We start from the raw sequence: 21,778 nt of genomic DNA, 5'->3' as shown, positions 1-21,778 counted from the left end.
CTGAGCGAGCCACTTTCGCTTTTTATTAACATTTGTTACAATAGTAAAAATAGAGGAGGGACGTTATATGCCAAAGGGTACAGGTAAGGTTATTGCACAGAATAAAAAAGCATTTCATGATTATTTCATTGAAGAAACATACGAAGCAGGGCTTGTCCTTCAAGGAACGGAAATTAAGTCAATTCGCGCTGGACGCGTAAACTTGAAAGATGCGTTTGCACGTGTACATAATGGTGAAGTATGGGTTCATAATATGCACATTAATACGTACGAACAAGGGAATCGTTTCAACCATGATCCACTTCGTACGAGAAAATTACTTCTGCATAAAAAAGAAATTGATAAACTAGCGGGCGCTGCGAAAGAAACAGGTTACGCATTAGTTCCACTTAGAATTTATTTAAAAAATGGATTTGCAAAGATGGCACTTGGTTTAGCAAAAGGTAAAAAGCAATACGATAAACGTCACGATTTAAAAGAGAAAGAAGCTAAACGTGAAATTGCACGCGCGTTCCGTGATCGCCAAAAGATGTAATACAGATATTTACATTTGTAAAATGGAGCGCGTATGTTATAATAACTTATGTAAGATTGTTGCACATTGAAAAACAGCTCTTAGTAGCTATCACGATATTTTCTTCGTATGCTCCATTTTTATCATGGGGACGTTACGGATTCGACAGGGATAGTTCGAGCTTAGGTTGCGAGTCGAGGGGATCGGCCTCGTTAAAACGTCAAAGCCTATAATTGGCAAACAAAACAATCTTTCTTTAGCTGCTTAATTGCACTAAAGGTTCCTCCCTCCATCGTCCATGTGGTAGGGTAAGGGACTCAAACTAAGTGGACTACGCCGGAGTTCGCCGTCTGAGGACAAAGGAAGAGAACAACCAGACTAGCAACTTGGAAGCCTGTCGATAGGCCGAAGAGTTCGCGAAATGCTAATATATCGACTACACTCGTAGAAGCTTAAGTGCCGATATTTTTGGACGTGGGTTCGACTCCCACCGTCTCCACCAATACATATTTGGTGGTTTTTTATTTTGTATAATATGAACCATAATTTTGCCAGGTTGGTGAGGTTATGGTTCTTTTTGTTTGTGGTTTTATAGAATGCTGAAGTTGATGGGACGGTATCCCTGAAAGAGAGAATAAAAAATGGTTATTGATGATAAGCGGGTAGATACTATAGCAGATTGTAAACGCTCAATTGTTAAGTAGTTATTATTTTTTTACTTTATTCGAATCTTCATATGTTTTGTGTTTTTATCCATACCTATTGTAAGATTATATAGAGTTCTCCTAATAAACTGTTTTAATGGATTATTTAGGGGTTTTAAATTTATAAATCTTAAATTATTTTTTCGGGATAATTTTTTTATCTAAATAATTTATATTGAAGTAGAGGTGAACCATCGGTGAAGCAGGTGTTGGTGATTAAAAATGAACGGTCTTCAGCAAAGAAAATCGTAAGCGGTTTAACGCAAGAGGGCCATTTCATTTTAAAACTTCACAATGAAAACCAAGGTTTAAATATAGCATATGAGCAAGATTGGGATATTATCATATTGGATTGGGATTCATTAAGTATATCGGGACCAGAAATTTGTAGACAAATACGACTTGTTAAAACGACACCAATCATTATTGTGACCAACAATATTTCTAGCGAGGATTGCATAGCAGGGTTACAAGCAGGAGCAGATGATTATATTAGAAAACCATTTGTGAAGGAAGAATTAGTAGCGAGAGTTCAAGCTATTTTAAGAAGAAGTGACTATAACCAGCAAAATGAGACAAACTTTTTTCAGTTTAAAGATCTCTTTGTTGATGCATCTAGCAATATTGTGAAAAAAGGTGGCAAAAATCTCTCGCTTACGAAGCGCGAGTACGATTTACTTGTATTTTTAATTAAGAATAAAAATACGATATTAAGCCGTGAAATGCTTTTGAATCAAGTTTGGGGATATGACGTAGTAGTAAATCCGAATGTAGTAGACTTATATATTGGGTATGTAAGAAAAAAGCTAAAGTGCGAGAAGAAAGATAGATATATTCAAACGATACATGGCAGAGGCTATTCAATGGTTGAATGATAAAAATAAGATAATAAAGTAGTTTCTGTGAAATATTAGCTATTACTGCGCGTATTTTGTAAGGGAAGGTCTCTGTCCCGTATTTGTTGAGAAAGTATTTAATGAAGGTTAATCAACAGTCCTGACCGCACATATTACTTTTTATGCTTGATTTTATGAATTCATACGATTCACAAGATTTTCACAGAATTAATGACTATACTAATTAACAGGATGTTCAAATGAAAATGATTATCAATAGCGATTCAATTGAATAAAAGTTATCTTCTAATTCAATCTATGGATGTCATCATTTTCGAAATAAATCACACTATAAGGAGTATACATATGAAAAAATCTATGCTTTTAAAATTAGTGAGTATTCTAGCAATTTTTACTTTAATGTTAGTGGCTTGCTCAGATTCAAGTAAAGAAACTTCGAAGGCTAATAATAAAGATAATGGTAGTGATAAGCCAAAAACGGTTGAAATCACTGATGCTCATGGAACTGTTAAAGTACCTGTAAACCCAAAGAATGTAGTTGCTTTGGATAACAGAACTTTTGAAACTTTATCTGATTGGGGAATTAAATTAGCGGCTGCTCCAAAGGATATCATGCCTGCTGATTCAGCATATAAAAAGGATGAAAAAGTTCAAAATATTGGGAATCACCGTGAACCAAATCTAGAAATTATTGCAGCGGCAAACCCTGATCTTGTAATCGTTGGTCAAAGATTTGCTGATCATTATGAAGAAATCAAAAAATTAGTGCCAAATGCAGCTGTTATTGATCTTAATTTTGATGTTTCTGAGAAGGCTACTAAGCCTGGAGAAAACTTAGTAAAAGGACTTAAAGATTCTACAACTACTTTAGGTAAAATCTTTGCTAAAGATAAAGAAGCTAAACAATTAGTAGCTGATTTCGATAAATCTATTGAAAAGGCAAAATCTGCTTATAACGGAAAAGATAAAGTTATGAGTGTTATCGTTACTGGTGGAAATATTGGCTTTGCTGCGCCGCACTCTGGTCGCGTTTGGGGACCTATGTATGAAATTTTCGGTTGGACTCCAGCATTAGAAGTTTCGAATTCTACTGCAGGTCATAAAGGTGATGATGTTTCTGTTGAAGCTATCGCACAAACAAATCCTGATTGGCTTTTCGTATTAGATCGTGATGCTGCAACATCTGATGCAGCTAAGTCAACACCTGCTAAGGATGTTATTTCTAAATCACCAGCTCTTCAAAACACAACTGCTGTTTCTAAACAACAAGTTGTTTATGCACCAGAAGATACTTACACAAATGAATCAATTCAAACTTATATAGAGTTATTTGGAAATCTTGCAAAAACTTTAGCTAAGTAGTGTAAAGGGGTACGAAACAGTGTCAAAAAATATGATTTCTAGGGTTGAGAATATTTCTCAACCCCAGTTTTATAATCACAATAAAATATGGACAAAACCTTTTATAATAGCGGTTATAGTTGTTATAATTTTAGGGATTATATCACTGTTTACTGGAGTTTATGATATACGTGGACAAGAGGACGGAATGGAGATGTTTTTCATCACTCGTGTTCCGAGAACAGTTGCATTAATGCTTACTGGAGCTGCAATGGCGATGGCAGGACTCGTAATGCAATTAATTACACAGAATCGTTTTGTTGAACCTACTACAACGGGGACGATTGAATGGTCAGGCTTAGGCCTGCTTTTTGTGTATTTATTATTTCCTGCCCCGACTTTAGTTCAAAGAATGACTGGTGCAATCATTTTTTCTTTTATAGGAACTATGATTTTCTTTCTATTTTTAAGAAGAGTTAAGCTTCGTTCGTCTTTAATTGTTCCGATTATCGGATTGATGCTTGGAGCAGTAATTTCTGCAGTGTCTACTTTTTTAGGACTCCTTTTTCAAAAGACGCAAAGTATTGAAACTTGGTTTGTAGGTTCATTTGCTAACATTCAGGTGGGAAGATATGAATATTTATGGCTGATTGTTATCATTACTTTTCTTATTTTTATGTATGCTAATAGATTGACTTTAGCTGGACTAGGAGAAGATGTCGCAACAAGTCTTGGAGTTAATTACAATAGAATTGTTCTTTTTGGGACTGCTCTTATCTCTGTTGCAGTTGGAATTGTTGCAGCTGTTATTGGACACTTACCTTTCTTAGGATTAATTGTGCCAAATATCGTTTCAATGTTTAGAGGTGATGATCTTAGGAGTAATTTACCTTGGGTTTGTGTGATCGGAATGGGATCAATAACTGCCTGTGACATCATTTCTCGAACAATTATACAGCCTTTTGAATTACCTGTTTCTTTAATACTTGCAACAGTGGGAGCAGTCGTGTTTATTACTATTTTATTGAGACAAAGAAAACCAAGGAGGCTACGATGATCACATTAGAATATAGAAAAAAAGAAAATGTCGAAATCGATTCTAGCCTTCATAATGAAAGTAGATCAGCTAGCGCTTTTCGGTCTAAGAAGGAAGCAAGACGTTATTGGATTTTACTCATAACATTGATTGCTTTAGGTCTTCTTTCTTCATATGGACTTTTAGTTTATAACAATCCAGTTCCGATAGATTCACCTTCTTTTATCCCAGTCGTTAAGAGAAGGATAGTAGCTATTGTTGCAATGATTATTGCTGCGGTTTGCCATAGCTTGTCGACAGTTGCTTTCCAATCTATTACGAATAATAAAATTATTACTCCTTCACTTTTAGGTTTCGAATCACTTTATTCAGCAATTCAAACGAGTACAGTATTCTTCTTTGGTGCTAGTGCGTTAATAAATTTTAATGGAATTGGATCATTTTTATTCCAAGTTGTTGTTATGGTCTTCATGAGTTTGATACTTTATGGATGGTTACTTTCCGGTAAATACGGGAATTTACAACTTATGCTTTTAGTTGGAATTATTATTGGTACCGGGTTAAATTCTGTGTCAACTTTCATGAGAAAACTACTTGCGCCTTCAGAATTTGATATTTTACAAGCAAGATTATTTGGTTCTGTTAATCATGCAGATCCTGCATATTTTCCTATTGTAATTCCGATGATCATAATTGTAGCAGTATTAATTTTTGCCCATTCTAAGAATTTGAATGTTTTGTCACTAGGAAAGGATGTTGCTACTTCTTTTGGAGTTAAATATCAACCTAGTGTAATTTATACGCTTGTATTAGTTGCTATTCTGATGTCCATTTCAACCGCTCTAATTGGGCCACTTACTTTCTACGGCTTTTTAGTAGCAACTTTGAGTTATCAGGCAGCGGCAACTTATGATCATAGATATATTTTTCCGATGGCTTTTGCTATAGGATTTTTAATAATGACGAGCGCATACTTTTTAATGTATCATGTATTCCATGCTCAAGGTGTAGTTTCAGTTATTATTGAATTATTTGGTGGAATTATATTCTTAACTATAGTTTTAAGGAAGAGGGCTTTATGATAAAAATTGATAATGTTAAAAAGTTCTATACTGATAAGGTAAAAATAGGACCTTTGGATATTGAAATACCAAAAGCAGGCTTTACTTCTTTAATTGGACCAAATGGCGCTGGAAAGTCCACGACACTTTTGATGATTGGCAGACTTTTAGATATGGATGAAGGCCAAATTCAGGTAGCAAATATGGATGTTTCTGAATCCAAATCAAAAGACTTAGCAAAAGTTTTGACTATATTGCGACAAGAAAATCATTTTGTAACTAGGCTTACAGTTAGACAATTAGTTGGATTTGGGCGCTTTCCGTATTCAAAGGGAAGATTGACTAAAGAAGATGAGGTTATCATTTCTAAATATATCGATTTCTTAGATTTAACTAGTTTAGAGAATAGATATTTAGATGAGCTTTCTGGTGGTCAAAGACAAAGGGCATATGTAGCGATGGTATTGTGCCAAGAGACGGAATATGTACTTTTGGACGAACCTTTAAACAACCTTGATGTTGCTCGTTCTGTTCAAATGATGGAGCATTTAAGACGTGCAGCTAATGAATTTGGAAGAACAATTTTGACTGTCATGCATGACATAAATTTTGCAGCTAAATACTCGGATAAAATTTGTGCTATGAAAGATGGACAAATTGCTGCTTTTGGAACAGTAGAAGAGGTTATGGACTCAACACTTTTGACAGATATTTTTGAAACAAAAATAGAAATTATTAATGGTCCTTATGGGCCAATCGCAGTTTATTAGTTATAAAATGTCTTGCGTAGATTATGCAAGCTACTCTAGTTGAAGTTGCTGTCTATATTTTATAGGCAGCAGCTTTTTTTATGTGATTACTCATAAAATGCAAAAGAATGCTTCACCTTTTCAAGTATGTACCAAACGAAAAAATATCTCTGTATAATTTTTCAAAAGAATTCAGCTTGTTTTTTGTATATGTAATATTGCATATCAGAGTGTATTGATAAAAGTGTAAGGGGTCACTATAATGAGGGCATAAAGATAAATCACATTTTCGTAGCAATAAAAAGGAGGAAATAATATGGAAATCGCAATGGCAGTTTTAAAATTTGTAGGTGGCGTAATCCCGTTAATTCAAGAACTTTTAAAAGCATTTATGTAAGTTTATCAGTTAGCTATCATTTATCAATCATTATCATATTTTACTAAAAAAAGAACGGGGTGATTTTTCTGAATATTAAGAAAAACACTAAAAGAAGAAAGTTCCTTACATGTTTATTAGTTAGTTTATGCACTATTAATTATTCATCTATTTCCTTCGCAGAAACACAAGCAAGTAATGTAACTGATGTAACCAAAAATGCTAGTGGCATTAATACTGGTATAGCAAATCTTAAATATAATAATCAAGAGGTTTTAGCTGTAAATGGTGATAAAGTAGAAAGTTTTGTTCCGAAAGAAAGTATCAATTCAAATGGTAAATTTGTAGTAGTGGAACGCGAGAAAAAATCACTTACAACGTCACCAGTCGATATTTCAATTATTGATTCTGTAGTGAATCGCACGTATCCAGGAGCTGTACAACTTGCAAATAAAGCTTTTGCAGACAATCAACCAAGTTTATTAGTGGCTAAGAGAAAGCCTTTGAATATTAGTATAGACTTACCGGGCATGAGAAAAGAAAATACAATCACTGTCCAAAATCCGACATATGGTAATGTAGCTGGAGCAGTAGACGATTTAGTATCTACTTGGAATGAAAAGTATTCTACAACACATACGTTACCTGCAAGAATGCAGTATACGGAATCTATGGTTTATAGTAAATCACAAATAGCAAGTGCTCTTAATGTTAACGCTAAATATCTTGATAACAGTCTAAACATTGATTTTAATGCGGTTGCAAACGGAGAGAAAAAAGTGATGGTAGCGGCGTATAAGCAAATATTTTATACGGTAAGTGCTGAACTACCTAACAATCCATCCGACCTTTTTGATAATAGTGTTACTTTTGATGAGTTAACTCGAAAAGGCGTAAGTAATTCGGCTCCACCTGTTATGGTTTCAAATGTAGCTTATGGTAGAACGATTTATGTAAAATTAGAAACAACATCTAAGAGCAAAGATGTACAAGCTGCTTTTAAAGCCTTACTTAAGGATAACAGCGTTGAAACAAGTGGACAGTATAAAGATATTTTTGAAGAAAGTACCTTTACTGCTGTAGTATTAGGCGGAGATGCGAAAGAGCATAACAAGGTTGTTACTAAAGATTTCAATGAAATCCGAAATATCATTAAAGATAATGCTGAATTAAGTCTTAAAAATCCAGCATACCCAATTTCATATACAAGTACTTTCTTAAAAGATAATGCAACTGCTGCTGTTCATAACAATACAGATTATATTGAGACGACAACTACAGAATATTCAAGTGCTAAAATGACACTTGATCATTACGGTGCTTACGTTGCTCAATTTGATGTATCTTGGGATGAATTCACATTTGACCAAAAGGGTAACGAAGTATTAACACATAAAACATGGGATGGTAGCGGAAAAGACAAAACGGCTCATTACTCTACAGTTATCCCACTCCCACCAAATTCAAAAAATATAAAAATTGTAGCAAGAGAATGTACAGGTCTTGCATGGGAATGGTGGAGAACAATTATTAATGAACAAAATGTTCCATTAACAAATGAAATAAAAGTTTCAATTGGAGGAACAACATTATACCCAACAGCTAGTATTAGTCATTAAGTATAAAAAAGCGCCCTATAAGTAGGGCGCTTTTTACTTGGTCACAAATTTTATTTTGTATCGGTATGTTTTTAAGTTTTGTAAATCATCAACTATAAGGTGGGAATATTGTGCAGACGAAAAGCTACATGTTTTTCGTCTTTTTGTTCTCTTGCTTAATAAGAAAGATCCTGTAACTCAGTACAGGATCTTTAATCAAACGTTTTTAAAAGCTAAATTGTGGTTTCATATCACCTTTATAAGGTTCATGTTCAACGAATATAGTTATATCCTTACCAGCTTGGTCTTTACCAGTTCTCTTATACGTAAATTTATTCTTATTTAGTTCAGTAAGTTCAAGAGCAGCACCGTATTTGTTATTTCCAATTGAAACATGGGCTCTTATTTTATTTTCGTGTACAACATCGAAGTAGCCATAATCACCGCGGCTTTGACCTGTTTCGCTATTGAAAAACTCGTATTTATTAGACTTGTCATCAAATTTTGCTAGACTTATAAAATTCGAATTAAACTGTGTTACGTCATTACCAGCTTCATCTAATACTTTTGTTCCGTGCCAAAGGGTTCCACCTAAAATCTTATCTCCATCAATGTTTTTAACGATATCGCCTGTAGTCGTGTTCAGCTGCTTGTCCGGATCAGTGAAAGAAAGCTCTTTTTCTTTATATGGAACATGTTCAACGAAAACTTCTACATCTTTACCGTTAGCATCTTTCCCCATTCGTTTATAAGTAAATACATTCTTATTTAGCTTTGTCATATCAACAACAGCTTGATATTTCATTGATTCTGAAATTAATATTCTCTTCTTCCCATCATTTGTGATAAAGAAAGTTCCTTTATCGCCACGACTTGCACCTGTTTTAGCATCAAAAAATTCATATCTTCCAGACTTTGCATCAAATTTTGCAAGGCCAATGAAGTTTGCATTTTCTTTTGTTACATCATTTTTATCTTTGTCGTATACTCGCGTACCTTGCCAATTTGTATTGCTAAGAATGTTAGCCATTTTTTGGCCTTTCGTTAACTTATTTTCCTTTTTTGTTTCTTTAGCAACTTGTTCTTGCTTTTGTTTCCCATGATTTTCTTCAGCTTTAGTACCAGCACACCCTGTTAATGCTAATGTGAATCCGAGCAGTACGGATGATAGTGCTTTTGTTTTTTTGTTCATGTTTTATCGTCTCCTTATTTTATGATTTCAAGTAGTACGGTTAGCGATTATAGTAGCAGTGCGTCATATATAAACTTAGTCGCTACGTTTCTTATGTTAATCCCCGACTATAAACTGCCTCTAAATAAAACATTAAAAAAAGATAAATTAATTCCTAAAATTTTTTCATACTTATAAAAAGGTCTTTTACATGGGGGGAATGTAAATTTCTTATTTTGAAAATGGCGTAATCACATTGGGGTATACACATTATGCTTACATTGCGATTTTAGATGTGATGTTATACTGTGTATAAGATTTTATGTGTGTATGTTGTGTCGGTTTTTGTCGGTAAGTCGATATATTTCGAAAATCGCTGATATATTTGGAGTTGCGCTGATATATTTGAAAAATCGCTGATATATTTTTGAGGGGGATAAAAATAATTGTGAAAGAGCGGAAAATGCCCGTATATTTGCTGCAATTAGAAGCTTTACTTAGAAGATTGCCTGCTCATCATCCAAAAAGGAATGTGGTGGTTGAAAGTCTAGCGAAATTTATGGCCGGCTATAAAGGAGAGCAGGCGATTGAGTATCCACTTAGTTTTTTACCCGAAGCAGAATACCATATTTTACATGATATTAGGTTATTTGATCAAAAACATTATTTCCAAATTGATACTCTCATAGTTTCATCTTATTTTCTTCTTTTTCTTGAAATAAAAAATATTATTGGTACATTAATTTTTGATGCAAATTTCAATCAGCTTATTCGAATAGCAGATGGTACTACGGAAGAAGGGTTCCCAGATCCGCTTTTACAACTGAAACGGCAAGAGATGCAACTGAGAAAATGGCTGAACCTACATGATTTACATAATATTCCGATTGAATCCCTCGTTGTAATTAGTTCCCCTCGTACAATTATTAAAACTTCAGATGAAATACTGTCTAGTAAAATTATCCACAGTGCAAATTTACCTAATAGAATAAAACAGATTAAAAATCAATATAAAGAAAAAGTGATTGATAATATAAATGGACTTATAGGCCAGATTATGAATGAGCACATTCCGCAACGTCAAAATGTTCTTGCGCAATATAAAATTAAAAAAGAGGAATTGCTAAAGGGTGTACAGTGTGAGGAATGTTTTACAATGGCAATGTTAAAAGAAAGACAGGGATGGCGTTGTTCAAATTGCAATAGTATGTCTAAACATGCTCATTTACGTGCTGTACAAGATTACACACTTCTGTTTAGTGTGATAACTACTAATAGCGAATTGAGGGAATTTCTTAATATGGAATCTAGTTCTGCGGTTAAAAGACTCCTCCAAACAATGAACATCACCTTCACTGGCAACAACAAAGGACGAATATATGATTTAACTTCTTTCCAATCGTAATTTTGCTATAATAAATAAGTACTTATACGAAGGGGAGTCTAAAGAGAAAATGAAGTCATTTAATATCGATCATGTTATAGCTAGTGTTTTGCAATGGATATTAAATATAGCCTTAATTATATTATCCATTGTGTTATCAATTTTCTTAGTGAATGAGACAATTACGTTCGTGCAGTATATTTTTTCGGCAAAAGAGTATACGTCTTATAAATTGGTTGAAAGTATCATCGTCTATTTCTTATACTTCGAGTTCATTGCATTAATTATTAAGTATTTTAAATCGAATTATCATTTCCCGTTACGCTATTTTATTTATATCGGAATTACGGCCTTAATTCGATTAATTATTGTGTCTCATGAGGAACCGATGGAGACGTTATTATACGCAGGAGCAATTCTTGTTTTAGTTATTGCTTTATACATATCAAATATGAGAGATTTGAGAAAAGAGTAGTAGTGCAGACATAAGTCAGCACTACTTTTTTACATCTTGACCTTCAAGTTGCTTGAAAGTTTACAATGAAATTAGGGCGTTTGAAATCGAAAAAAATTGAGAAATTAAGTGAAGAGGTTTCTTTTACTTGGAGGTTATAGGAATGAATCAGGAATTGAAGTTACGTCCATTAGAACGAGAAGATTTAAAGTTTGTACACGAACTGAATAATAATGCGCATATTATGTCGTATTGGTTTGAAGAGCCGTATGAGGCATTTGTGGAGCTGCAAGACTTATATGATAAACATATACATGATCAAAGCGAACGCCGATTTATTGTTGAGAAAGACAATGAAATGGTTGGATTAGTTGAGTTAGTAGAAATCGATTATATTCACCGTAGAACAGAATTCCAAATTATTATTGATCCGAATTATCAAGGATATGGTTATGCAGTGGATGCGACGCGTTTAGCAATGGATTACGCTTTTTCCGTACTAAATATGCATAAGATTTATTTAGTTGTGGATAAGGAAAATGAAAAGGCAGTACATGTTTATAAAAAAGTTGGGTTTATGGTAGAAGGTGAGCTTATCGATGAGTTTTTCGTTGATGGTAACTATCATAATGCAATAAGAATGTGTATGTTTCAGAAGCAATATTTTGAAAACAAGTAGTTGAAAGATTCGGAAGTAATGTTGACGCTTCGTAAAACCGTATGCTAAAATCCTTTTTAAGTATTAAGGAAGGTGCATAATATGCTTTATATAAAATTTGTAAAACTCATTAGAAAACTTTGCTCCGCACAAATGTATACGGTGAAGCGTTGTACGGAGCTTAATCAAGGGGTATAAATCCCCTATATTCATCGGCTGAATAACTTTTCTAAAAAAGTATAGTGTATCTATGCTTATTTCGTTATGGTTTTTCAGCTGGTGTATAAAATAGATTAAGGGGCCATAGACAATGCTTTGTCTATGGCCCTTTGTGTATATTATTCCGATGAGTCTTTACTATAAATTGGAGTAGTATAGGAAAAACCACGAAGCAGAGGGCTAGTGTCGAATGACGCTATCTCTCTGCTTTTTTTAATTTCAGGAAAAGAGGAATAAAAATGAGTTTACTTAAAGTGGAAAGTTTATCACATAGTTTTATAGATAAAGTATTATACGAAAATGCTTCTTTTGATTTGCATAAAGGGGAGCATATGGGAATTGTTGGACAGAATGGTGCAGGAAAAAGCACATTAATGAAAATATTGGTGGGGGAAATTATTCCTGATAAGGGAGACATAAAGTGGCAACCTAATATTCAAATTGGACATCTTGATCAATACGCAGAAATTGATGAGGGTTATACCATTTCACAATATTTAAAGAGAGCCTTTTATGATTTGTATGAAATGGAAAAGAGAATGAACAAGTTATATGAAGAAAGTGCGATGACTGGAGATGAAAATCAACTATTGAAAGCGGCAGAAATTCAAGGACTGCTCGAGGCTCGTGATTTTTATTCAGTAGATAGTATTACGAATAAGGTGGCAGCCGGTTTAGGTATTGATGTGATTGGGATGAATCGTGTGATTGGTGAATTAAGCGGAGGGCAGCGTGCAAAGGTAATTTTAGCGAAGCTCTTATTAGAAGAGCCTAATATTTTATTGCTAGATGAACCGACGAATTTTCTCGATAAGGAGCATGTGGAGTGGCTTGCTAATTATTTAATGAATTTTGAAGGAGCGTTTATTGTCGTATCACATGATTTTGATTTTCTGGAAAAGGTAACTTCTTGCATATGTGATGTAGAGTTCGGAACAGTTAAGAAGTATTACGGCAAATACTCAGATTTTGTAAGACAAAAGGAGCATTTGCGAAAAGATTATATTCGCCAATATTATGCACAGCAAAAGAAAATTGAAAAAACGGAAGAGTATATTCGTAGAAATATTGCTGGGGTGAATTCAAAAATAGCGCAAGGTCGTAGAAAACAATTACAGCGTATGGAAAGAATTGCGCCACCAAGTTTTACTCATAAACCGTCTATTCATTTTCAGGAACTTCCCATTTCAGTTCAGACAGTTCTTGAAGTAAATAATCTTGAAGCTGGTTACGACTTCGCTCTCTTACCAAAGTTGAATTTTTCAGTAATGGGTGGGCAAAAACTTGTCATTACAGGTTTCAATGGAGTAGGGAAATCTACTTTATTAAAAACAATCGTTGGAAATATTGCTAGTATTTCTGGAGAGTTTCACTTTTCAGAGCAAATAAAGATTGGATATTATGAGCAAGATTTAAATTGGAGCAATGATTCTTTAACGCCGCTTCAAATTATTTCAGAACAGTTTCCTAAACTGAATATGAAGGAAATACGCCATCATTTAGCTGCGTGTGGAGTGAAGGATACGCACGTTTCGCAAGAAATTCGTACGTTAAGTGGTGGTGAACAATCGAAGGTGAAACTGTGTGGATTATTACTATCACCTTGTAACTTCTTAATTTTAGATGAGCCGACAAATCATTTGGATGCAGAAGCGAAGGAAGCTTTGCAAAAGGCGTTAATTAAGTTTAAGGGCAGCATTATACTCGTATCTCACGAAGCAAGTTTTTATCTTGATTGGGCAGATAGCATCTTTCATATAGAGACGGGATTAGTTAAGGGGGTGTGAAACATATGAGTGAAAACAATTGGAAAACGAAAATTATATTATTTTTGACCGCTCAAACTATTTCGTTGTTCGGTTCCTCTCTCGTGCAATACGCGATTATATGGTATATCACCCTTACAACATCATCAGGAGTGATGTTGACTATTTCAACTGTTTGCGGTTTTCTACCACAAATTGCGATATCTTTGTTTGCAGGTGTTTGGATTGATCGTTATGACCGTAAAAAGATGATTATGTTATCGGATGGAATTATAGCGATTGCGACGTTAGTCTTAGCAATTTTATTTTTAACAGGATATAAAAGTATTTGGTTACTTTTTATTGTGTTACTCATTCGTTCAGCTGGAACAGGAGTACAAACGCCAGCTGTGAATGCATTAATTCCGCAAATCGTTCCGAAAGAGTATCTTATGAAAGTAAATGGAATAAATAGCAGTATTACATCTTTAATTATGTTTCTTTCTCCATCAGCAAGTGCTGCGATTCTTTCTATTGCCAGCATTGAAACAACATTTTTTATTGATGTTATTACAGCTATGATTGGAATTAGTATTATGTTTGTCATTCATGTGGAAGGACATGTGAATGTAGAAAGTAAGCAAAAATCTAATCTACAAGGAATTAAAGAAGGGTTCACTTATTTAAAAGAAAATGTATTTATTAAAAGGCTAATCGTTTTATTGATTATCGTCATGATTTTAATAAGTCCAGCTGCTTTTTTAACACCTTTAATGGTAACTCGTTCTTTCGGGGCCGAAATGTGGAGACTTACTGCTAGTGAGATGACCTTTAGTGCGGGTGCGGCAGCTGGTGGCGTATTGATTGCAGCGTGGGGTGGTTTTCGTAATCGTATGCATACAACAGCGCTAGCTTGTGCATTATATGGACTGCTTATGATTGGACTCGGAATAGCACCGATATTTATTATGTATTTAGTCTTTAATTTTTTAATTGGTATAACAATGCCGTGCTTCAATACACCAGTTACTGTGTTATTGCAGGAGAAAGTAGAACCATCAATGCACGGACGGATGTTTAGCCTTGTACAAATTGCGAATTCATGCGCGCTTCCTTTAGGAATGATAATATTTGGTCCGTTGTCGGATATGTTTAGTGTAGAGATTTTGTTAATTTATGCTGGGATATTCGTGCTATTTTGCGCAATGTATATTGTATTAAGCAAGAGGTTTGAAGTGTAAATATTTATAATTTAGAAGGTTTGCGAAGTGATTTAAGATGCTTTGCAAACCTTTTTGTTGTTTGTTTATTCAATAATTATTTATTGTTTAACAATAAATAATTATTGACTGTTAATTCTTTTTTAGATAATATGATGGTAAGAATCTAAGGGGAATTACATAAGTAGAGGAGAATGTGAAATGAAAAATAAATACGTAGTAGCTATTTCTTTCATGATTTTAGCGATTATTTCTTTAACGATACATGCTTCAAACAGTAAAGTAGGAGCGGATGGATTTCTTGAAGAACCTTTCTTTTTCCTAGTACCGATAAGTTATATATTGTTCCTTAGTGGTATTGGTGTATTGCTATTTGGATTTATTACTTCAAAGCTGAAAAAGGGCAATAGATAGGGACAAAACACTCACTATGAAATAGAAACATACCATATGGAAGAAAAAGAATAAGTGAGATGAATCATGATGAATCATTATTTTTATAATGGTAGACAAGTAGGAGCTGCTATTACGCTGGCTGGGGCACAAGGGACAATTCATGCTGTGAATCAAGCTATTCAAATGCAGCAACAAGCATATTTTGCACAAATGATGCAAAGTCAATATATGCCGTATTCACAACTTCCGATGCAAATTATACATTACGATGTACATCCAGCTGGTTTATTTTCCATTCCATATGGCGGGACATATTTCTTATGAAAAAAAGCGACTCAATAGAGTCGCTTTTTTATATTCCGCCTAACTTCATTCCAAGGAAGGCAAAGGCGATACCAATTATGTAAGTAGCACTTAAATATAAAAGGAAGATGTATAGTTTTTTACGAGTGAGAAGCTGAACAGATTCTAATTTAAACGTAGAAAATGTAGTGAATGCGCCCATAAATCCAGTACCTAATAATAGTTGCCAGCCTGTAGTGACTCCGTTGCCAATTATATACCCAAGTAAAAATGCCCCTGTTATATTAATAAGGAATGTAGCAATTGGAAATTGTGTTTTATTTCTTTTCTTAAACCAATTGCTAATTGCAAATCGTGTAATCGCACCGAAAAATCCTCCTGTTGCGACTAATAAAGCTTCTATCATGAGTAATCACCTTCTGTAAGAGATTTCTTAATTAAGAAATCTCCAAGTGTATAGCCAAGGCCAGACATAATGAGGCCACCAAGTATGCTGCATGATACATATAAGAAGGCTATGCTCCACTCAGAATGATTGATCAATTGCACAGTTTCTACACTAAATGTTGAAAAAGTCGTAAAGGAACCGATGAATCCAGTTCCGATGCCTGTGATAACCTCTGAAGGTAAGATGTTTAGCCGAGCGATATAAGTAGTTAGCCACGCTAAGAAAAAGCAACCGATTAAGTTAATGAGTAATGTTGCCAATGGAAATGAATGATGCCAAAATGTGTTGATATTAAGACCTAAATAATAACGAGAAAGAGCTCCTAATATACCAGCAATGCCAACGATAATATAAATCAATTTTCTCACCTCTTTAAATAGCTTGCTCAAAAAAATAGACTCCTACCAGTATCCATACTGGTAGGAGTCATTAGCTAAGCAGCGTTTATGGCGAACTCCATCGCCTATGATTATTACATATAGTGTACTAAATATACCGTTTAATTTCCAGTGAGGAGGAGGGTGTAACTTTTCTTTTTTTGATGTCTGAAGGCTTTTTAAGTAATTAAAATGGGATCGATTACTTATCAACTAAATATAGTGATATACGGTTTTAATTATGATAAAATGTTTCTTATGTGTGTCGTTTTGTTTTATTTGACTGAAAATAAAGAAAAATAAATTTGCGTGAAAAGGAGTCATTTATTTGAAGAAATTTTTAAAAATCGTATTTACATGTGTTTTAGTAGTAGCGGGCATTGTAGGAGGATTTCTAGCTTATATAACACTTACTAAAGAACAGCCTGCTGATGTTATAAGCTTGAAGGTAGAGAATAATAAGGAGCGCGTATTAGCGACTGGAAATGAGTTTAAAGTTACAACATTTAATATTGGATATGCTGGGTTAGATAAGGATCAAGATTTCTTTATGGATGGTGGAAAGGGATCTGGTTCAAGTAGTAAAGAGCAAACGGAAACTAATTTAAAGAATATGCTTTCGTTTTTACAAAATGAGAATAGTGATTTTGCACTATTACAAGAAGTTGATATAAAGTCACTTCGTTCATTTGATGTAAATGAACATGAATTTTTGAAAAAAGGATTACCTGATTATGTTTCGTCATTTGGCAAGAACTACGATACGAAATGGGTTCCAGTGCCAATAACAAATCCAATGGGATATGCGGAGGCTGGATTAAGTACGTTTTCTAAATACACTGTTCAAGAAGCGAAGAGGTTCCAGCTGCCTGGAATGGAGCCTTGGCCAAAGCGTTTGTTTGATTTAGATCGAGCAATTGTGGAATATAAAATTCCTGTTAATAATGGAAAACATGTTAGACTCGTAAATTTACATTTGTCTGCTTATGATGAAGGCGGGAAAATTAGAAAACAGCAAGTAGAGTATTTAAAAGAATATATGAACAAGCATTATGAAAATGGTGATTACGTAATAATGGGTGGAGATTGGAATCAATTGGTTTCGAACGCTCAATTAAGTGATCCGAAGTTCGTGAAAGAGCGTCCTGAGTGGTTAGTAGAGTTACCGAAGGACTTTACAGACGGTGGCTTTAAATGGGCTGTAGATCCGTCTGTTATGACTGTAAGAGATGATGTAAAGAAATATGTAGAAGGTGAAAATTTCGTCACTATTATTGATGGCTTTATCGTTTCACCGAATGTAGAGATTGTAAATGTACAAGGGAAAGATTTAAAGTTTGAAAATAGCGATCATAACCCAGTAAGTGCGGTATTTAAACTGAAGTAATTGATATGTATAAGTAGAAGGTGGGGCTTCATATGGAGTGGTTAAAGAGGACTTGTTTTTCTAACCTTGAGAAAGAATCACAGAAAAATCATTTATTACTGTTTATAACGATTTGTAGTTTCTTCCTTGGGATAATCGCAATTGGGTATTATGGATATATTTTTACAGAGAGAGCCATAGCATTTTGGATTTGTGGTATTTCTGTCGTTGCATTTGGAACGCTTTTTACTTTTATAAAAAGTATGGAATCAGCGTATAAATATATCATGACATTTATGTTGCTTACAATGTCTTACATTATGGTACAAGCTTTTAATGAAAGCCCGGCTGTATTTCAAATGGTCTATTTTACATTAGCTGTTTCACTTATTTATTTAAGCGAGCGCCTCATTTTAATTATTGGCGGGGTAGCTGTTGTGATCACATTTATCCTTTGTAGCTATTGGCCGGAGCAATTTTTTGCTTATACAGCCTCATCTGAAGCTGCTAATTTCGCAAGTTTGTTAGCGATTGTAACAATCGCTATGTGGGGCGTCACGAAAATCGGTTCTAATCTGCTCCTTCGTTTAAGTGATGAGAAGCAAGAAGTAATGAGAAAAGCTCAGGAGTTAGAAGAGACGCAAAGACTTATTGAAGAAACAGTTGTGAAACTAGATAGTAATTTCAATCATTTAAGACAAAATATGAACACGTCGATGGAATCGATGAGTGAAATTAATTTTGCCTTTGAAGAGGTGGCAGTTGGTACGCAATCACAATCAGAGATGATGTATCGTTCGGTAGAAGTATTGAATGATATGGAGGGAAATATTGAGCAAATCATCTCTCAAGTAAGAACTGCATCGGCTCATGTGGATGAAAGCTTAGAAATTTCAAAAGGTAGTGTACATACTCTAAGAAATTTTGAAACTAACATGAGAAGTTTAAATGATGTTGTTTCACAGTCTGGAATTATATTTAGAGATTTAATGATGCAATCGAAACAAATTAATGAAATTGTAGATGTAATAACGAATATTTCAAGTCAGACGAGTTTGCTAGCTTTAAATGCAAATATTGAAGCTGCGAGGGCAGGCGAGCATGGAAAAGGTTTTGCTATTGTAGCGAGTGAAGTGTTAAAGCTTGCTGAAGAATCAAATCGTTCTGCGGGAAGAATTCAAGGGATTTTGAAGGAGTTTAGTAATCAAGCAAGTAAGGTAGAAGTGCAAGTAGAGAAGTCAGAAAGAGTACAAGAAGAATGTAACGAGATGTTAGCAAGCGTTTTAACAAATGTAACTGATTTAGGGAAGTTTATTGATGCGATTAATGAAGTAATGCGAGAGGTTGTTGTTCAACAAGAAAGTTTCCAAGTTAAAACGACGAATATCGTAAAGGATGTTACGCATGCTTCTAACGTAATTCAGCAAACTTCTACAGCTACAGAAGAAGTGCTAGCGAGTGTGGAAGAAGAAAAACATCGAAATGATACGTCAGTGAAGACGTTACAAACTGTTAGCGAGCAAGTGAAGTTGTTAGAAGATATTTTAGAAAAGTAATATTGCTTGGAAAGAGCACGAATGATGTGCTCTTTTTTCATTGAAACGAATACTTGATAGGAATTTAATTGCTTTTCTGCGCGTTTTCTGCCAAGCTTAAGGAGATAAAGTGAGACTAGTACATACTTATTATTAGTCCTCACCAATCAAGCTATCCGCAAATAGCGGAATAAAATACTTCAAAGAAAGAATTATATAGGTGACGCATATGATCGAAGTTAAGACTTCTGAACTTAGTGATGGAGAATTTAATAGAGGTGTATTTGCAACTCGTGATATTAAAAAGGGTGAGTTGATACACGCAGCACCAGTTATCTCTTATCCGAATGAACAGCATGAACATATTGAGAAAACGTTACTTGCTGATTACGCATTTGAGTATGGAATCAATCATACGGCAATCCTTTTAGGATATGGTATGTTATTTAATCATTCATATACACCGAATGCAACGTATGACATCGTTTTTGAGAATCATACATTTAACTTCTATGCTTATAAAGATATAAAAGCAGGAGAAGAAATTTTAATCAATTATAATGGTGAAGTTGATAACGATGAGCTGTTATGGTTTGATAAAGAAAAAGAAGAGAACGAAAAGTAATATAAAGAGTATAGAAAGAGCACATTCTGTGGGATGTGCTCTTTTTTATTGATGTAAATAAAGTAAAAAGTACAAAAAAATACCACTTTCTTTTTGTGTGGTATAGTAAGATACTGAGGGATAGTGTTTTGAAAAAGTCATATATTTTACAAATTGTTGTCTTTCTGATGACATGTCAAGTTTAGTAGTCCATTTGGGTTGCTTTATTATGCAATATATATTTTAATATGAGTGGCACCTCTTATAAATTAAGAGGTTTATAGGTGTCTCGAATTGATTTTGGGTACACTGTATCCACCACTTTAGGTTCTTTCATGTACGTGGGGGTATTATGGGCCCGTATAACGGGATAAAATGAATATAGAAATAGAGGAATCGTAAAATGAATATGCAAGAGGTTTATAAATATTTAAGTACGGTATTGCCTGAAGGACATGTTAAACAAGATGAAATGTTAAAGAATCATACGCATATTAAGGTTGGCGGAAAAGCAGATGTTTTTGTTGCGCCTACAAATTATGACGAAATTCAAGAAGTTATTAAATATGCGAACGAATATAATATTCCAGTTACGTTTTTAGGAAATGGATCGAATGTCATTATTAAAGATGGTGGAATTCGCGGGATTACAGTAAGTTTAATTCATATTACAGGTGTTACTGTAACAGGAACGACGATTGTAGCACAGTGCGGTGCAGCAATTATTGACGTATCACGTATTGCCTTAGACCATAACTTAACGGGTCTTGAGTTTGCTTGTGGTATTCCAGGTTCAGTTGGCGGAGCATTATATATGAATGCTGGTGCATACGGCGGTGAAATTTCGTTTGTATTAACAGAAGCTGTCGTAATGACAGGTGATGGAGAGCTACGTACTTTGACGAAAGAAGCATTTGAATTTGGATATCGTAAGAGTGTATTTGCGAACAACCATTACATTATTCTTGAAGCGAGATTTGAACTTGAAGAAGGTGTACATGAAGAAATTAAAGCCAAAATGGATGATTTAACGTTTAAACGTGAGTCAAAACAGCCTCTAGAATATCCTTCATGTGGTAGCGTATTTAAGCGCCCACCAAATAACTTTGCTGGTAAGTTAATTCAAGACTCAGGACTACAAGGTAAGCGAATTGGTGGAGTAGAAGTTTCTTTAAAACACGCTGGATTTATGGTGAATGTTGATAACGGAACAGCACAAGATTACATCGATTTAATTCACTTCGTACAAAAGACAGTTGAAGAGAAATTTGGCGTGAAGTTGGAGCGAGAAGTAAGGATTATTGGAGAAGATAAAGAATAACGAAATACGTATGAAGATATGAATTATTTTAAAATAACATTTGGGTATTGTTGACAATTTGTTTTCAATTCAATATAATGGCTAATAATTTAACAAATAACATACGTTGAAAGAGCCCAGTAGCAGTTTGTCACTGTTAACGAGAGAGCTAGGGGTTGCTGGAACCTAGCACAAACAAACTTGCGAATTACACTCTGGAGTATCTTAGGTAATGCTAAGCGGACTAGCAATCGATATTATTGCTAAGAGTGGTATGAGTAGCTATGCTATTTATGCAAACTGGGTGGTAACACGGTGAATAATCGTCCCTATGTCTATCGTAGACATAGGGGCTTTTTTGT

General features: G+C 34.4%; 21 protein-coding genes, 1 other RNA gene, 1 riboswitch and 1 other annotated feature. Of the genes, 19 read left to right on the top strand and 3 right to left on the bottom strand.

Features of this window, described 5'->3' with window-relative positions:
* Positions 1 to 67 precede the first annotated feature (67 nt).
* From smpB to alo, 8 genes are all read left to right on the top strand, one after another.
* Positions 68 to 535, top strand: a complete 468-nt coding sequence (smpB, locus tag AB6801_RS13090) for an SsrA-binding protein (RefSeq protein WP_001123919.1) — start codon at positions 68 to 70, stop codon at positions 533 to 535.
* A gap of 126 nt (positions 536 to 661) precedes the next feature.
* Positions 662 to 1,016: a transfer-messenger RNA gene (gene ssrA, locus AB6801_RS13085) on the top strand.
* Between the two features lie 399 nt (positions 1,017 to 1,415).
* Complete coding sequence (locus tag AB6801_RS13080; RefSeq protein ID WP_000815809.1) at positions 1,416 to 2,093, top strand: response regulator transcription factor; 678 nt, start codon at positions 1,416 to 1,418, stop codon at positions 2,091 to 2,093.
* A 327-nt stretch (positions 2,094 to 2,420) separates the two neighbouring features.
* On the top strand, positions 2,421 to 3,437 hold the full coding sequence (locus AB6801_RS13075) for a siderophore ABC transporter substrate-binding protein (RefSeq protein WP_000749436.1): 1,017 nt from the start codon (positions 2,421 to 2,423) through the stop codon (positions 3,435 to 3,437).
* Positions 3,438 to 3,456: 19 nt separating this feature from the next.
* Positions 3,457 to 4,473 carry an ABC transporter permease gene (locus AB6801_RS13070; RefSeq protein ID WP_000042063.1) on the top strand — a complete coding sequence of 339 codons (1,017 nt, stop codon included), beginning with the start codon at positions 3,457 to 3,459 and terminating at the stop codon, positions 4,471 to 4,473.
* Positions 4,470 to 5,534, top strand: a complete 1,065-nt coding sequence (locus tag AB6801_RS13065) for an iron chelate uptake ABC transporter family permease subunit (protein WP_000631244.1) — start codon at positions 4,470 to 4,472, stop codon at positions 5,532 to 5,534. The genes AB6801_RS13070 and AB6801_RS13065 overlap by 4 nt, the downstream gene beginning before the upstream one ends.
* Positions 5,531 to 6,283: an iron ABC transporter ATP-binding protein gene (locus tag AB6801_RS13060; RefSeq protein WP_000590071.1), complete on the top strand. Its 753-nt coding sequence runs from the start codon at positions 5,531 to 5,533 to the stop codon at positions 6,281 to 6,283. Before AB6801_RS13065 ends, AB6801_RS13060 begins: the two co-directional genes overlap by 4 nt.
* 435 nt (positions 6,284 to 6,718) lie before the next feature.
* The gene (gene alo, locus AB6801_RS13055) at positions 6,719 to 8,257 is read left to right on the top strand and encodes an anthrolysin O/cereolysin O family cholesterol-dependent cytolysin Alo (protein ID WP_000576744.1); all 1,539 of its coding nucleotides are present in this window, start codon (positions 6,719 to 6,721) and stop codon (positions 8,255 to 8,257) included.
* Between the two features lie 205 nt (positions 8,258 to 8,462).
* On the opposite strand, the gene AB6801_RS13050 is transcribed toward alo, so the two are convergent.
* Positions 8,463 to 9,428 carry a DUF4822 domain-containing protein gene (locus tag AB6801_RS13050; protein ID WP_001036621.1) on the bottom strand — a complete coding sequence of 322 codons (966 nt, stop codon included), beginning with the start codon at positions 9,426 to 9,428 and terminating at the stop codon, positions 8,463 to 8,465.
* 421 nt (positions 9,429 to 9,849) lie between these two features.
* Here AB6801_RS13050 and AB6801_RS13045 point away from each other — a divergent pair, with 421 nt between their 5' ends.
* The 7 genes from AB6801_RS13045 to AB6801_RS13015 all read left to right on the top strand — a co-directional run bounded on the left by AB6801_RS13045 (position 9,850) and on the right by AB6801_RS13015 (position 15,807).
* Positions 9,850 to 10,812, top strand: coding sequence for a nuclease-related domain-containing protein (locus AB6801_RS13045; RefSeq protein WP_033667456.1), 963 nt, complete (start codon positions 9,850 to 9,852; stop codon positions 10,810 to 10,812).
* A gap of 49 nt (positions 10,813 to 10,861) precedes the next feature.
* Complete coding sequence (gene psiE, locus AB6801_RS13040; RefSeq protein WP_000834708.1) at positions 10,862 to 11,266, top strand: phosphate-starvation-inducible protein PsiE; 405 nt, start codon at positions 10,862 to 10,864, stop codon at positions 11,264 to 11,266.
* Between the two features lie 142 nt (positions 11,267 to 11,408).
* Positions 11,409 to 11,924, top strand: a complete 516-nt coding sequence (gene speG / locus AB6801_RS13035) for a spermidine N1-acetyltransferase (RefSeq protein ID WP_001071092.1) — start codon at positions 11,409 to 11,411, stop codon at positions 11,922 to 11,924.
* Positions 11,925 to 12,361: 437 nt separating this feature from the next.
* On the top strand, positions 12,362 to 13,909 hold the full coding sequence (locus AB6801_RS13030; RefSeq protein ID WP_000054864.1) for an ABC-F family ATP-binding cassette domain-containing protein: 1,548 nt from the start codon (positions 12,362 to 12,364) through the stop codon (positions 13,907 to 13,909).
* 5 nt (positions 13,910 to 13,914) lie between these two features.
* Positions 13,915 to 15,108 carry an MFS transporter gene (locus AB6801_RS13025; protein WP_001293760.1) on the top strand — a complete coding sequence of 398 codons (1,194 nt, stop codon included), beginning with the start codon at positions 13,915 to 13,917 and terminating at the stop codon, positions 15,106 to 15,108.
* Positions 15,109 to 15,288: 180 nt separating this feature from the next.
* Positions 15,289 to 15,501 (top strand): DUF3955 domain-containing protein, encoded by a 213-nt coding sequence (locus AB6801_RS13020; protein WP_000792611.1) that lies wholly within the window; start codon positions 15,289 to 15,291, stop codon positions 15,499 to 15,501.
* 66 nt (positions 15,502 to 15,567) lie between these two features.
* Positions 15,568 to 15,807 (top strand): DUF3947 family protein, encoded by a 240-nt coding sequence (locus AB6801_RS13015; protein ID WP_000980955.1) that lies wholly within the window; start codon positions 15,568 to 15,570, stop codon positions 15,805 to 15,807.
* Between the two features lie 28 nt (positions 15,808 to 15,835).
* On the opposite strand, the gene crcB (AB6801_RS13010) is transcribed toward AB6801_RS13015, so the two are convergent.
* A complete protein-coding gene (gene crcB / locus AB6801_RS13010; RefSeq protein ID WP_000568582.1) occupies positions 15,836 to 16,192 on the bottom strand; it encodes a fluoride efflux transporter CrcB in 357 nt (118 codons plus the stop codon).
* A complete protein-coding gene (gene crcB, locus AB6801_RS13005; protein ID WP_000639312.1) occupies positions 16,189 to 16,593 on the bottom strand; it encodes a fluoride efflux transporter CrcB in 405 nt (134 codons plus the stop codon). Before crcB (AB6801_RS13005) ends, crcB (AB6801_RS13010) begins: the two co-directional genes overlap by 4 nt.
* A 54-nt stretch (positions 16,594 to 16,647) precedes the next feature.
* Positions 16,648 to 16,707: riboswitch (Fluoride riboswitch) on the bottom strand.
* 232 nt (positions 16,708 to 16,939) lie between these two features.
* Between crcB (AB6801_RS13005) and AB6801_RS13000 the strand changes: the two genes are divergently transcribed.
* The 4 genes from AB6801_RS13000 (at position 16,940) to murB (ending at position 21,437) form a co-directional block, all read left to right on the top strand.
* Positions 16,940 to 17,998, top strand: coding sequence for an endonuclease/exonuclease/phosphatase family protein (locus tag AB6801_RS13000; protein WP_000714047.1), 1,059 nt, complete (start codon positions 16,940 to 16,942; stop codon positions 17,996 to 17,998).
* A gap of 32 nt (positions 17,999 to 18,030) precedes the next feature.
* On the top strand, positions 18,031 to 19,533 hold the full coding sequence (locus AB6801_RS12995) for a DUF4077 domain-containing protein (protein ID WP_000455077.1): 1,503 nt from the start codon (positions 18,031 to 18,033) through the stop codon (positions 19,531 to 19,533).
* Positions 19,534 to 19,741: 208 nt separating this feature from the next.
* Complete coding sequence (locus AB6801_RS12990; RefSeq protein WP_000573649.1) at positions 19,742 to 20,137, top strand: SET domain-containing protein; 396 nt, start codon at positions 19,742 to 19,744, stop codon at positions 20,135 to 20,137.
* 382 nt (positions 20,138 to 20,519) lie between these two features.
* Positions 20,520 to 21,437, top strand: a complete 918-nt coding sequence (gene murB / locus AB6801_RS12985; RefSeq protein WP_001057102.1) for a UDP-N-acetylmuramate dehydrogenase — start codon at positions 20,520 to 20,522, stop codon at positions 21,435 to 21,437.
* A 97-nt stretch (positions 21,438 to 21,534) separates the two neighbouring features.
* Positions 21,535 to 21,750, top strand: a binding site (T-box leader).
* Positions 21,751 to 21,778 lie beyond the last annotated feature (28 nt).

It is taken from the genome of Bacillus sp. RCC_6_1 (assembly GCF_041360755.1).
Lineage (GTDB): Bacteria > Bacillota > Bacilli > Bacillales > Bacillaceae_G > Bacillus_A > Bacillus_A cereus.
This window is presented reverse-complemented; position numbering and strand designations above follow the sequence as displayed.

Excerpts from the sequence above, each read along its gene's own strand:
- smpB (WP_001123919.1), top strand. The coding sequence starts at position 68 with ATGCCAAAGGGTACAGGTAAGGTTATTGCACAGAATAAAAAAGCATTT.
- AB6801_RS13075 (WP_000749436.1), top strand. The coding sequence starts at position 2,421 with ATGAAAAAATCTATGCTTTTAAAATTAGTGAGTATTCTAGCAATTTTT.
- AB6801_RS13065 (WP_000631244.1), top strand. The coding sequence starts at position 4,470 with ATGATCACATTAGAATATAGAAAAAAAGAAAATGTCGAAATCGATTCT.
- AB6801_RS13060 (WP_000590071.1), top strand. The coding sequence starts at position 5,531 with ATGATAAAAATTGATAATGTTAAAAAGTTCTATACTGATAAGGTAAAA.
- AB6801_RS13050 (WP_001036621.1), bottom strand. The coding sequence starts at position 9,428 with ATGAACAAAAAAACAAAAGCACTATCATCCGTACTGCTCGGATTCACA.
- psiE (WP_000834708.1), top strand. The coding sequence starts at position 10,862 with ATGAAGTCATTTAATATCGATCATGTTATAGCTAGTGTTTTGCAATGG.
- speG (WP_001071092.1), top strand. The coding sequence starts at position 11,409 with ATGAATCAGGAATTGAAGTTACGTCCATTAGAACGAGAAGATTTAAAG.
- AB6801_RS13030 (WP_000054864.1), top strand. The coding sequence starts at position 12,362 with ATGAGTTTACTTAAAGTGGAAAGTTTATCACATAGTTTTATAGATAAA.
- AB6801_RS13025 (WP_001293760.1), top strand. The coding sequence starts at position 13,915 with ATGAGTGAAAACAATTGGAAAACGAAAATTATATTATTTTTGACCGCT.
- AB6801_RS13020 (WP_000792611.1), top strand. The coding sequence starts at position 15,289 with ATGAAAAATAAATACGTAGTAGCTATTTCTTTCATGATTTTAGCGATT.
- AB6801_RS13015 (WP_000980955.1), top strand. The coding sequence starts at position 15,568 with ATGATGAATCATTATTTTTATAATGGTAGACAAGTAGGAGCTGCTATT.
- crcB (WP_000568582.1), bottom strand. The coding sequence starts at position 16,192 with ATGATAGAAGCTTTATTAGTCGCAACAGGAGGATTTTTCGGTGCGATT.
- AB6801_RS12995 (WP_000455077.1), top strand. The coding sequence starts at position 18,031 with ATGGAGTGGTTAAAGAGGACTTGTTTTTCTAACCTTGAGAAAGAATCA.
- AB6801_RS12990 (WP_000573649.1), top strand. The coding sequence starts at position 19,742 with ATGATCGAAGTTAAGACTTCTGAACTTAGTGATGGAGAATTTAATAGA.
- murB (WP_001057102.1), top strand. The coding sequence starts at position 20,520 with ATGAATATGCAAGAGGTTTATAAATATTTAAGTACGGTATTGCCTGAA.